This window comes from Nitrobacter sp. (assembly GCF_051535215.1).
Classification (GTDB): domain Bacteria; phylum Pseudomonadota; class Alphaproteobacteria; order Rhizobiales; family Xanthobacteraceae; genus Nitrobacter.
Genome location: NZ_JBPPLY010000003.1, coordinates 378151 through 390207, shown reverse-complemented (window position 1 = coordinate 390207; position 12057 = coordinate 378151). Strand labels below are relative to the sequence as shown.

General features: G+C 62.6%; 13 protein-coding genes and 1 tRNA gene. 10 read left to right on the top strand and 4 right to left on the bottom strand.

Translation table 11 applies throughout. The features are described from left to right. The first annotated feature begins 68 nt into the window (after positions 1-68). A complete protein-coding gene (locus ACS3WB_RS06270; RefSeq protein WP_438274695.1) occupies positions 69-926 on the top strand; it encodes a class I SAM-dependent methyltransferase in 858 nt (285 codons plus the stop codon). A gap of 9 nt (positions 927-935) precedes the next feature. On the opposite strand, the gene ACS3WB_RS06265 is transcribed toward ACS3WB_RS06270, so the two are convergent. The 3 genes from ACS3WB_RS06265 to ACS3WB_RS06255 form a co-directional block, all read right to left on the bottom strand. Continuing rightward, a complete protein-coding gene (locus tag ACS3WB_RS06265; RefSeq protein ID WP_438274694.1) occupies positions 936-1259 on the bottom strand; it encodes a hypothetical protein in 324 nt (107 codons plus the stop codon). A gap of 119 nt (positions 1260-1378) precedes the next feature. Then, positions 1379-2632 (bottom strand): peptidase T, encoded by a 1254-nt coding sequence (gene pepT, locus ACS3WB_RS06260; RefSeq protein WP_438274693.1) that lies wholly within the window; start codon positions 2630-2632, stop codon positions 1379-1381. 161 nt (positions 2633-2793) lie between these two features. Beyond that, entirely contained in the window at positions 2794-3129 is a 336-nt protein-coding gene (locus tag ACS3WB_RS06255) for an HU family DNA-binding protein (protein WP_319796536.1), read from the bottom strand. Positions 3130-3306: 177 nt separating this feature from the next. Between ACS3WB_RS06255 and ACS3WB_RS06250 the strand changes: the two genes are divergently transcribed. Beyond that, positions 3307-3383: transfer RNA gene (locus ACS3WB_RS06250), tRNA-Asp, on the top strand. A 196-nt stretch (positions 3384-3579) separates the two neighbouring features. On the opposite strand, the gene ACS3WB_RS06245 is transcribed toward ACS3WB_RS06250, so the two are convergent. Next, on the bottom strand, positions 3580-3774 hold the full coding sequence (locus ACS3WB_RS06245; protein WP_438274692.1) for a hypothetical protein: 195 nt from the start codon (positions 3772-3774) through the stop codon (positions 3580-3582). A gap of 329 nt (positions 3775-4103) precedes the next feature. Between ACS3WB_RS06245 and ACS3WB_RS06240 the strand changes: the two genes are divergently transcribed. Genes ACS3WB_RS06240 through nuoG form a run of 8 tightly spaced genes read left to right on the top strand, consistent with a single transcriptional unit; the run spans position 4104 to position 12055 of the window. Further along, positions 4104-4469, top strand: coding sequence for an NADH-quinone oxidoreductase subunit A (locus ACS3WB_RS06240; RefSeq protein ID WP_438274691.1), 366 nt, complete (start codon positions 4104-4106; stop codon positions 4467-4469). Further along, positions 4460-5074 carry a NuoB/complex I 20 kDa subunit family protein gene (locus ACS3WB_RS06235; protein WP_438274690.1) on the top strand — a complete coding sequence of 205 codons (615 nt, stop codon included), beginning with the start codon at positions 4460-4462 and terminating at the stop codon, positions 5072-5074. Before ACS3WB_RS06240 ends, ACS3WB_RS06235 begins: the two co-directional genes overlap by 10 nt. Before the next feature lie 12 nt (positions 5075-5086). Further along, positions 5087-5707, top strand: a complete 621-nt coding sequence (locus tag ACS3WB_RS06230) for an NADH-quinone oxidoreductase subunit C (protein ID WP_438274689.1) — start codon at positions 5087-5089, stop codon at positions 5705-5707. Then, positions 5707-6918 (top strand): NADH-quinone oxidoreductase subunit D, encoded by a 1212-nt coding sequence (locus ACS3WB_RS06225; protein ID WP_438274688.1) that lies wholly within the window; start codon positions 5707-5709, stop codon positions 6916-6918. The genes ACS3WB_RS06230 and ACS3WB_RS06225 overlap by 1 nt, the downstream gene beginning before the upstream one ends. Further along, positions 6918-7880: an FkbM family methyltransferase gene (locus tag ACS3WB_RS06220; RefSeq protein WP_438274709.1), complete on the top strand. Its 963-nt coding sequence runs from the start codon at positions 6918-6920 to the stop codon at positions 7878-7880. Before ACS3WB_RS06225 ends, ACS3WB_RS06220 begins: the two co-directional genes overlap by 1 nt. Before the next feature lie 13 nt (positions 7881-7893). Then, a complete protein-coding gene (nuoE, locus tag ACS3WB_RS06215; RefSeq protein ID WP_438274687.1) occupies positions 7894-8649 on the top strand; it encodes an NADH-quinone oxidoreductase subunit NuoE in 756 nt (251 codons plus the stop codon). Then, positions 8649-9974 (top strand): NADH-quinone oxidoreductase subunit NuoF, encoded by a 1326-nt coding sequence (nuoF, locus tag ACS3WB_RS06210; protein ID WP_438274686.1) that lies wholly within the window; start codon positions 8649-8651, stop codon positions 9972-9974. The genes nuoE and nuoF overlap by 1 nt, the downstream gene beginning before the upstream one ends. A 5-nt stretch (positions 9975-9979) precedes the next feature. Beyond that, entirely contained in the window at positions 9980-12055 is a 2076-nt protein-coding gene (gene nuoG / locus ACS3WB_RS06205; protein WP_438274685.1) for an NADH-quinone oxidoreductase subunit NuoG, read from the top strand. Positions 12056-12057: the final 2 nt, after the last annotated feature.

Sequence of the window (12057 nt, the reverse complement as noted above, 5' to 3'; positions counted from 1 at the left end):
ACCGAGAGGGTCGGGAGTTCGAATCTCTCGCCGCCTACCATTGATTTCAGGTTCCTGCGGGAGCGGCGATGGCGGAAGGTCCCCAGACACCGAACGCGGACCAGATCGCTTACTGGAATGGACCCGGCGGTCAACGTTGGGTCGATCGGCAGCAGGCTCAGGATGAGATGCTGGAGCCGGTGTCGGCGATCCTGCTCGATCGCGCCAAATCGCATCCGGGCGAGCGCGTCATTGATGTCGGCTGCGGCTGCGGCGCCACCACGCGGGCGTTTGCCGAGAAGGTCGGCGCTGCGGGCCGCGTTCTCGGTGTCGACGTCTCGGCGCCGATGCTCCAACGGGCAAGACAAGTCGCGCCACAAAACGCTCCGATCGAATTCCGGCTCGCCGACGCCAGTGTCTATCCGTTCAAGCCGGGGTGGTATGATCTGATCATCTCCCGTTTCGGCGTAATGTTTTTTGCCGAGCCGGCCGCGTCGTTCGCCAATCTAAGGAAGGCATTGCGGCCGGGCGGCCGCCTGACCTTCGTGTGCTGGCGCGAAGCGCGCGCCAATCCGTGGCTGATGGCGCCGCTGCGGGCTGCTTACAATCATGTCCCGAAACTGCCCGAAGTCGGACCGGAGGACCCCGGTCCATTTTCCTTCGCCTCCGAAGCCCGCGTTCATCGCATCCTCGGCGAGGCCGGCTTTTCCGACACGTCAACGGAGGCTTGCGATCTCACATTGGATGTGGCGATCGGCCGTGGGCTCGATGCCGCTGTCGAGTCAGCCCTTCAGATCGGTCCCACCAGCCGCGCGATCGAGGGACAGCCTGCCGACGTCGTTGCCATCGTCAGGAAGTCAGTCCACGGGGCGCTCGCTCCGTTCGCCAAAGGGCAGGCGGTTTTGCTTCCGGCGTCGATCTGGGTCGTGACCGCGCAAAATTCCTGAGCGGCGCCTCTAGTCCTGGCAGTAGCCGTAGAATCCGCAGGCGTAGGGCAGCCGGTCGAAATAATAGCTCAGGACCGAACGGTCCTCGTAGTAGGGACGATAGTAGAAGTCGTTCGGTCGTCCGTAATAACCGGGCACCGGCGGCGGAAACCGGAATCGATAGAGCGCGCTTTCGGGATAGTCCTTCTCCTCCTCGCGCACGATGCGCGCGCGCGAAGGAGCGGCAGGCTCGGCGAAGATTTTGCCGATGCGGCTATGCACGGGAAGGTCGGCAGCCAATCCGGTCGATCCCATCGCGGCGAGGCCGATGACCGCGAGCAAGCTGGTGCGCATTTTTCTGTCCTCGTTGATTCGAGGATCATATCGCCCGACGTTTAGGAAAGATTAACGATGTCGCAATGGCTCGTTGTACGATCATGCCGCGCATTCATGCCGTCATTGCGACCATCTCGTCAGGCGCGTTCTTCCCAGATCGCGGCAAGATGCACGATGGTGCGGACTGCCGCTTCCATATCCTGCACGCTGACCCATTCGGTGCGTGAATGGAACGCGTGCTCGCCCGCGAAGATGTTCGGACAGGGCAGGCCCATGAATGAGAGCCGCGAGCCGTCGGTGCCCCCGCGAATGCTGCCTTTGACCGGCGCGAGGCCGGCGCGACGTATGGCTTCCATCGCGTTGGCAACGATCTCCGGATAACGCTCCACGATCTGCTTCATGTTGCGATACTGCGGATGGATCTCCAACCGATACGTTGAATGCGGAAAATCCGCCATGACGTCGCGGACGATTTTCTCCAGCAGGCCTTCCTTCTCCTTCAGGCCGGCATCGGTGAAATCGCGCACGATGAAGCTGAGCGTCGCGTGCTCCAGCGTGGCGCTGATGCCGGTCGGATGCAGGAAGCCCTCGCGTCCATCGGTGGTTTCGGGCGAGCACGTATCCTTCGGGAGCCGCTCGACGATGCGGGATGCGATCTTGATCGCGTGCTCCATCTTTCCTTTGGCGAAGCCCGGATGGGCGCTGACACCCTCGATGGTAATGACGGCGCCGTCGGCGGAGAACGTCTCGTCCTCGATATGACCGGCGGTCTCGCCGTCGATGGTGTAGGCGAAGGCCGCGCCCAGTTTTTTCAGATCGACCTTGTCGACGCCGCGCCCGATTTCCTCGTCCGGCGTGAAAAGGATCTTGATGGTGCCATGCTTAATCTGAGGATTGGCAAGCAGCACCTGGGCGGCGTCTATGATCTCGGCGACGCCAGCCTTGTTGTCGGCGCCAAGCAGCGTCGTGCCGTCGGACGTGATGATGTCGTTGCCGATCTGGTCGGCCAGCGCCGGGTTGTCGGCGGTGCGGATCACCTGCGACGGATCGCCGCAGAGCCCAATGTCGCCGCCGCGATAATTCCTGACGATCTGTGGCCGGACGTTTGCCCCTGAACAGTCCGGCGAGGTGTCCATGTGCGAGCAGAGGCAGATAATCGGCACCTGTTTGGTGCTGTTCGCCGGGATCGTCGCATACACATACCCGTGCTGGTCGAGATGGGCGTCCGCCACGCCGATCTCCTGCAGTTCACGCACCAGCAGGTGGCCAAGGTTCTTCTGTTTCTCCGTAGACGGGCAAGTCGGAGACGCCGGGTCCGACTGGGTATCGATGACGACGTAGCGCAGGAAGCGCTCCGTCACCGTATGGTTGAATGTCATCGGAGCGGCCATCGTATCGAAAGGATTATCGCAGGGCGGCAGTCTATCCGGAGATCAGGTCAATGACATCTGCCTGACCGTGACGATCCGGTTTCATGACGACGGCCTGGCGATCCGGTTTGCCGAAAAACCTCAGGCGTTCAAACCGGACCGTTCCGATCCGCGCACTTTGGTCAGACGGCTTCCTTGAGCTCTTTTGCGGCCCGGAACGCAACCTTCTTGGAAGCCTTGATGTGAATGGCTTCGCCGGTAGCCGGGTTGCGACCCATGCGGGCGGCGCGCTTGCGGACTTGAAGGATGCCGAGACCGACGATGCGAATGCGGTCGCCCTTCTTGAGGTGCTTGGTGATGCGGGTGACCATGTCGCCCAGGATGGCCTCGGTGGCCTTTTTCGACAACTCATGGTCGTCGGCCAATGCCGCCGCGAGATGCTTCAGCGTTACGGTGCTCGGGGTCGCTGCCTTCTTCGCCATATGGCTTTCCTCGTCGTTGCTGGCTTCGGAAGCCAAGGCGTATCAGGCCTTGGTCGATTCGGGGAGGTGCCGACCCCGTCGTTTTGCCTGTAAACAGCCTGTTTTTTGCATTGATCCCTCGAAAACGCCTGTCGTCCAGGGGGATTTGCAACCGCCTTGACTTGGAAAGGTCCCGCCTTTAAGCCCTGACACCTGCGCGGATACATGGCGTCCGCGGGAGTAGCTCAGTTGGTTAGAGCGCCGCCCTGTCACGGCGGAGGCCGCGGGTTCGAGTCCCGTCTCTCGCGCCAGTGTTTTCAAATAGTTAACTTCAGCCGGAACGAGACTTCCTGACTGCCGCCTCGGGACGACTTTCCGACTTCAGCTTCGGCCGCGTTTCTTGACGCGTTGCGCTTCGTCGCTAACAGAAGTCTGTACGCAAAGTCGCCGATGGCCGTTTGGACACCGATCCGAGATCGGCAACATCCCATCGACCGCCTGAGTAAATCACCTTACCAGCAATATTCCCGAACTGGATATCATCGTCGGCTGGCCGGCCTTGAGGACATGGACGGTCTGGACAGCATTGGCGCCGGGGCGGACGGAGGCGCCGAACGCTGCCAGCGAGGCGCCGAGGATCAGCGCGACGGCCACGATCTTCAGGTGGGTGGTGCGGTCCGCGCTCTTGATCGAATGGTTCATGGTGCCCTCCTGTTTTCCGGCGTCGCATGCGCCGTTGGCAGAAAGAATAAATCCGGTCTGTTTCAGAAAGGCTTCGCGGCCTTCCCAAAATGGTTTCGTTTGCCTAATTTTTTCCGGAGGCGGGTGGGGGGTGAGGGAATGTCGCGGCGCAGTGCCGAGGGGACGGCCGCCGCGCCGTCAACGGCTCCTGTCAACCCGCAAAATCTCTCTCTCGGGTGCGTCAAATTGGGCTATCTTGCCACCCCTGTTGCACTAAGCTAAAGCCTCTCAAAAGTTCCAAAGCCTAACAAAAACTGCGGGTCGAGGGGCCGCAGCGAGGGGAAGCGCCGATGACCGGCATTTTGCAGAACTATCTCCCGCTTGTGGTGTTTATCGGTATAGCGGCCGTGATCGGTGCCGTGCTGTTGATCGCTCCTTTCATCGTCGCCTATCAACAGCCGGACCCGGAGAAGCTTTCGGCCTATGAATGCGGATTCAACGCGTTTGACGACGCCCGCATGAAGTTCGACGTCAGGTTTTACCTCGTCGCAATTCTTTTCATCATTTTTGACCTTGAGGTCGCATTTCTATTCCCTTGGGCGATCACGTTCGGCAAGCTCGGCGCCACGGGCTTCTGGTCGATGATGGTGTTTCTCGGTGTGCTGACCATAGGTTTTGCGTACGAATGGAAGAAAGGCGCGCTCGAATGGGATTGAGTTCCCCTACCGCTAGGTTCGCGAATGCTGCTTCCTCTGCCGGCGGTCCGGTCGCGGACCCGGCAGCAGCTTCGATTCTCGACCCTCGGACCGGCCGGCCGGTGGGCGCTGGCGATCCTTATTTTCTCGAGGTCAAGCACGAACTGTCTGACAAGGGCTTCTTCGTCGCCGCAGCCGATGATCTCATCACCTGGGCGCGCACCGGCTCGCTGATGTGGATGACCTTCGGGCTCGCCTGCTGCGCGGTCGAGATGATGCAGGTGTCGATGCCGCGCTACGACGTCGAGCGTTTCGGCTTTGCGCCGCGGGCTTCCCCCCGCCAGTCGGACGTGATGATCGTAGCGGGCACGCTGACCAACAAGATGGCGCCTGCGCTGCGCAAGGTCTACGACCAGATGCCGGAACCGCGTTACGTCATCTCGATGGGATCGTGCGCCAACGGCGGCGGGTATTACCATTATTCCTATTCGGTGGTGCGCGGCTGCGACCGGATCGTACCGATCGATGTCTACGTGCCGGGCTGTCCTCCGACGGCGGAAGCGCTTCTCTACGGCATCCTGCTGCTGCAGAAAAAGATCCGGCGCACCGGAACCATCGAACGCTAGAGGTTTGAAGGAATGGACGACAGCAGACTCGATGCCTTGGGTCAGATGATCGTTGCCACGCTTCCCGGCGCGGCGATCGGGCATGCCGTGTCGTTCGGTCAATTGAGCGTCACGGTCGATGCCGCGAAGATTGTCGAGGTTGCCCGTTTCATTCGCGACGATCAGCGCTGCCGCTTCGTCAACATCACCGACGTGACCGCGGTTGATTATCCCGGCCGGGAGAAACGCTTCGACGTGGTCTATCACTTCCTGTCACCGACGCTGAATACGCGCATTCGTCTGCGGGTCGAGGCCTCGGAGACCACGCAGGTGCCATCGCTGATCGAGGTGTTTCCCGGCGCTGACTGGTTCGAACGTGAGACCTACGATCTCTACGGCGTGATCTTCACCGGGCACCCCGACATGCGGCGTTTGTTGACCGACTACGGGTTCGACGGACATCCGCTGCGCAAGGACTTTCCGCTCACGGGGTTCGTCGAGGTGCGTTACGACGATGCCGAGAAGCGGGTGGTGTACGAGCCGGTGCGTCTCAATCAGGAATTTCGCAAGTTCGATTTCATGTCCCCATGGGAAGGCGCGGACTATCCGCTGCCGGGGGACGAGAAGGCGACCGGCGGCAAGGCGGGTGGCTGATGAGCGAAGCAGCACTTGGTACCGAAACTCCCGGTATGCGCAACTTCACCATCAATTTCGGTCCGCAGCATCCGGCCGCGCACGGCGTTCTGCGCCTGGTGCTGGAACTGGATGGCGAGGTGGTCGAGCGTGTCGATCCGCACATCGGTCTGCTTCACCGCGGCACCGAGAAGCTGATCGAGCAGAAGACCTATCTTCAGGCGATTCCTTATTTCGACCGGCTCGACTACGTCGCGCCGATGAATCAGGAGCACGCCTTCTGTCTCGCGGCCGAAAAGCTTTTGGGGATCGCAGTGCCCCGCCGCGGCCAGTTGATCCGGGTGCTCTACTGCGAGATCGGCCGCATTCTCTCGCATCTCCTCAACGTCACCACGCAGGCGATGGACGTCGGCGCGCTCACGCCGCCGCTGTGGGGCTTCGAGGAACGCGAAAAGCTGATGATGTTCTACGAGCGCGCCTCCGGCTCGCGCATGCATGCCGCGTATTTCCGCATCGGCGGTGTGCATCAGGACCTGCCGCCGAAACTGATCGACGACATCGACGCCTGGTGCGATCCGTTCCTTCGGGTCGTCGCCGACCTCGACCAGTTGCTGACCGCCAGCCGCATTTTCAAGCAGCGCAACGTCGATATCGGCGTGGTGACCCTGAAGCAGGCGTGGGAATGGGGTTTCTCCGGCGTCATGGTTCGTGGCTCCGGCGCGGCCTGGGATCTGCGGAAGTCCCAGCCTTACGAATGCTATGCCGAGATGGATTTCGATATTCCGATCGGCAAGAACGGCGACTGCTACGATCGCTATCTCATTCGCATGGAGGAGATGCGGCAGTCGGTGCGGATCATGAAGCAGTGCATCGCCAAGCTGCGCGCCGCCGACGGGCAGGGGCCGGTGGCGGTCGAGGACAACAAGATTTTCCCGCCGCGACGCGGCGAGATGAAGCGTTCGATGGAAGCGCTGATCCATCACTTCAAGCTTTACACGGAAGGCTTTCACGTTCCGGCGGGCGAAGTCTATGCGGCCGTGGAAGCGCCCAAGGGAGAGTTCGGCGTCTACCTCGTCTCCGACGGCAGCAACAAGCCTTACAAGTGCAAGATCCGCGCGCCGGGTTTCGCGCATCTGCAGGCGATGGATTTCATCTGCCGGGGGCATCTGCTGGCTGACGTCTCTGCCATTCTCGGCTCGCTCGACATCGTGTTCGGAGAGGTTGACCGGTGATCGCACAGCCGCCGATCCAGTTCGACCGGACTTCCGGCGTTCTCGAAGGAGCCAGCTCCTGGGAACGCGCGGCGGCGCTGGCCCTGGTTGCGGGCTCTAAGGTGTCGTCGCTGTTCGCGCATCGCGGCTACAACATTTGCGCCAACCTGCTGCGCAAGACGTTGCCGGAGCGCGACATCGCCGTCAGGCTCAATTCCGACGCCACGTTCGCGTTTCCCTATGGCGACGGTTACTGGAGCAAGCTGCTCAATCGCTCCTTCAAGTATGAAGACGAGCTTGAGCTACTGTTTCTCGACTCCGCCGATGTCGACTACACGTTGCTCGATTGCGGCGCCAATTACGGTTACTGGTCGGTGCTGGTCACCAGCAAGCCGTTCGGGTCGCGCAAGGCGATCGCGATCGAGCCATCATCGACGAATTTCGCCAAGCTTTCCAACAACGCCAAGATCAACGGCAACCGCTTCGAGGTCATGCAGAGTGCCATCGGCGCGGCGCGCGGCACGGCACGCTTGTCCGGCACCAAGCACGAGGCCTTCAGCATCGCCGGCGGCGCCGGCGCGGGCGGGGAGAGCGTACCGGTGCTGGCGCTCGACGATCTGCTCGACGACGGCAAGATTTCGCCGGACGGCAAGTATCTCATCAAGCTCGATGTCGAGGGCGTCGAGATTGAAGCCATCAAGGGCGGCACCCGCGTGCTGCGAGGCGACGCCGTGGTCCTGTGCGAGGAGCACGGCAACGATCCGAACCATACCGTCTCGCGTTACATTCTTGAGCAGACGCCGCTCACGCTGATCGTGCACGATCCGGCCAACGGCCGCTTCGAGACGTTGACCGAACTCTCCATTCTGGATCGCATCAAGGTCGCTTCCCACGTCGGCTACAACGTGTTCGGAACCTCGAGCGCATTCTGGCAAGATCGTTTTCGTCGCCTGAACGCGACCGCGTCGCAACGTGTTCATTGAGAGCTGGAGTACGATGTCCGTTCGTCGCCTGGCACCAAAAGAAAAACAGCCCGAGAGCTTCGCTTTCAGCGCGGAGAACCTCGCCTGGGCCAAGAAGCAGATCGCGCAATACCCGGCGGGTCGTCAGGCGTCCGCGGCCATCGCGATTTTGTGGCGCGCGCAGGAACAGAACGGCGGGTGGATTTCCGAGGCGGCGATCCGCGCGGTCGCCGATTTGCTCGACATGCCCTACATCCGGATGCTGGAGATCGCGACCTTCTACACGATGTTCCAGTTGCAGCCTGTCGGCAGGAAGGCCCACATCCAGGTCTGCGGCACCACGCCGTGCCGGCTGCGCGGCGCCGAGGACATTCTCGACGTCTGCAAAAGCCGCATTCATCACGAGCCTTTTCATCTGTCGAAGGACGGCGACTTCTCCTGGGAGGAGGTCGAGTGCCTCGGCGCCTGCGTCAACGCGCCGATGGTGCTGATCTGGAAGGATACCTATGAGGATCTGACGAAGGAGAACTTCGGCAAGGTGCTGGATGGATTTGCCGCAGGCCACCCGCCGAAGCCCGGCCCGCAGATCGATCGCCAGTTTTCCGCTCCCATCGGCGGTCCGACGACCTTGGATACGGCGGCCGGGAAAGGCGAAGGCGGGCGGCGTGCAAGCGCGCAACCGGCATTGACGGATGCGGACGCCAAGAAGCCGACCGACTCCGCAAGCCGGCGGGAAAGCCCCACGCCGAAACCTCCCGCCGACGACGCGACCAGGAAGGGCAAGACCTGATGCTCGACGACAAGGATCGCATCTTCCGCAATCTCTACGGCCTCCACGACTGGCGGCTTGCCGGCGCCCGCCGCCGTGGCGCATGGGACGGCACCAAGGCCATCGTCAACAAGGGTCGCGACTGGATCGTCAGCGAGATGAAGGCATCGGGCCTGCGTGGCCGTGGCGGTGCGGGTTTCCCGACGGGCATGAAATGGTCCTTCATGCCGAAGGACAATGCCGATGGCCGCCCGAGCTACCTCGTCGTCAACGCCGACGAGTCCGAGCCCGGCACCTGCAAGGATCGCGAGATCATGCGGCACGATCCGCATCTCTTGATCGAAGGCTGTCTGCTGGCCGGCGTCGGCATGGGCGCCCATGCCGGCTACATCTACATTCGCGGCGAATTCATCCGCGAGCGCGAGCATCTTCAGGCCGCCATCGACGAGGCCTATGAGGCCAGGCTGATCGGCAAGGACAATATCCACGGCTTCCCGTTCGATCTGTACGTCGCCCATGGCGCAGGGGCCTACATCTGCGGCGAAGAAACGGCGCTGCTGGAAAGCCTGGAAGGCAAGAAGGGCCAGCCGCGGCTGAAACCGCCGTTCCCGGCCAACGTGGGTCTCTACGGTTGCCCCACCACCGTGAACAATGTCGAGTCCATTGCAGTCGCGCCGGACATCCTGCGGCGCGGCGCGGCCTGGTTCGCCGCGATCGGCCATCCCAACAATGTCGGCACCAAGCTGTTCTGCATTTCGGGGCACGTCGAGCGTCCTTGCAACGTCGAAGAGGCGATGGGCATCACGTTCCGTGAACTGATCGAGACCCATTGCGGCGGCATCCGCGGCGGCTGGAACAATCTCAAGGCAGTCATTCCCGGTGGCTCGTCGGTGCGCATGGTGCCGGCCGAGCAGATTATCGATACGCCGATGGATTTCGACAGCCTGAGCAAGCTGCGCTCCGGCCTCGGCACCGCCGCGGTTATCGTCATGGACAAGTCCACCGACCTGATCCGGGCGATTGCGCGGATTTCGTATTTTTACAAGCATGAGAGTTGCGGCCAGTGCACGCCGTGCCGCGAAGGGACCGGCTGGATGTGGCGGGTGCTGACGCGGATGGCGGAGGGCCGCGCTCACAAGCGCGAGATCGACATGCTGCTCGAAGTCACCAAGCAGATCGAGGGTCACACCATCTGCGCGCTCGGCGACGCGGCGGCCTGGCCGATCCAGGGGCTGATCGCGCATTTCCGTCACGAGATCGAGGAGCGCATCGACCAGTATTCGCACAAGGCCGACCGCGACGATCAGGGCATCCTCGATCCCGCGCACATGGTCGCGGCGGAGTAGGGGCCATGACAAAACTCATTGTCGACGGCAAAGAGATCGACGTGCCCGCCGAGTACACGCTCTTGCAGGCGTGCGAAGCCGCGGGCGCCGAGATTCCGCGCTTCTGTTACCATGAGCGGCTTTCGATCGCGGGCAACTGCCGGATGTGCCTTGTCGAGATAAAAGGCGGTCCGAAGCCGGTCGCGAGCTGCGCCTGGGGCGTGCGCGACTGCCGTCCGGGTCCGAACGGTGAGCCGCCGCAAATCTCCACGCGTTCGCCCATGGTGAAAAAGGCACGCGAAGGCGTGATGGAGTTCCTGCTGATCAATCATCCGCTCGACTGTCCGATCTGCGATCAGGGCGGCGAGTGCGATTTGCAGGATCAGGCGATGGGATACGGCGTCGATACCTCGCGTTTCGCCGAGAACAAGCGCGCGGTCGAGGACAAGTATCTCGGCGCGCTGGTCAAGACCTCGATGAACCGCTGCATCCAGTGCACGCGCTGCGTCCGCTTTTCGGCGGAGGTGTGCGGCGCGCCGGAAATGGGCGCGATCGGCCGCGGCGAGGACATGGAGATCACCACCTATCTTGAAACCGCGCTCACCTCGGAACTGCAAGGCAACCTCGTCGATATCTGTCCGGTCGGTGCGCTGACGTCGAAGCCATATGCATTCGCGGCGCGGCCGTGGGAGCTCGGCAAGACCCAATCGATCGACGTGATGGATGCGGTCGGATCCGCCATTCGGGTCGATACGCGCGGGCGCGAGGTAATGCGCATCCTGCCGCGCGTCAACGAGGCGGTGAACGAGGAGTGGATTTCCGACAAAACCCGCCACGTCGTCGACGGCTTACGCACCCAGCGGCTCGATCGTCCTTATATCCGTGAGGACGGCGTGCTGCGCGAAGCCTCGTGGTCGGAAGCGTTCGCGGCGATTGCTGCGAAAGTCACACAGGCCGACGGTAAGCGGATCGGTGCGATCGCGGGCGATCTTGCCGCTGTCGAGGAGATGTTCGCGCTGAAGGAGTTGCTATCGAAACTCGGCTCGGTCAACGTCGCGGTGCAGGGCGGCGACGCGTTCGATCCGGCGGCAGGGCGGGCGTCCTACATCTTCAATCCGACAATCGCCGGCATCGAGCAGGCCGACGCGCTTTTGATCGTGGGATCGAACCCGCGCAAGGAAGCGGCGATCCTCAATGCGCGCATCCGCAAGCGCTGGCGGACCGGTCAACTCAAGATCGGGGTGATCGGCGAGAGCGCCGACCTGACTTACGATCATGATTATCTCGGCGCCGGCCCGGAATCACTCGCCGACCTCGCGGCCGGAAAGAACAAGTTCCTCGGCGTGCTCAAAGGCGCCGGCCATCCGATCGTGCTGGTCGGTGCGGGCGCGACATCGCGGCGTGACGGCAGGGCCGTTCTCGCGGCGGCGGCGAAGCTCGCCGTCGACGTCAGTGCACTGAAGGATGGCTGGAACGGATTTGCGGTGCTTCACGATGCGGCGTCGCACGTCGGTGCGCTGGACCTCGGCTTCGCGCCCGGGAAAGCCGGCATGACAGTCACGCAAATGACCGAACCGGGTGAACTCGACGTTTTGTTTTCGCTCGGGGCCGACGAGATCACGGCGCCGGACGGGGCGTTCGTCGTCTATATCGGGACTCATGGCGATGCCGGCGCGCATCGTGCCGACGTGATCTTGCCGGGGGCGGCCTACACCGAGAAGACCGGCATTTACGTCAACACGGAAGGCCGGGTGCAGATGGCTGACCGCGCCGGCTTCCCGCCCGGCGAGGCGCGGGAGGACTGGGCCATCATCCGCGCGTTGTCCGACGTGCTGGGCAGGACGCTGGGCTATGACTCGCTGGCGGCGCTGCGGCAGGCGATGTTCAAGGCGGTGCCGCATTTGATGCGGATCGACCGGATCGAGGCCGGCGATTCCCGCGCGGTCAAAAATCTTGCGGGCCGGGGCGGCAGCATCGAGAAATCGCCGTTCAAGGCTGCGATCGGCGACTATTATCTGACCAACCCGATCGCGCGGGCCTCGGCCGTGATGGCGGAATGCTCGCGGCTCGCGTCGGGTCGCATGCTGACGGCGGCGGAGTGAGC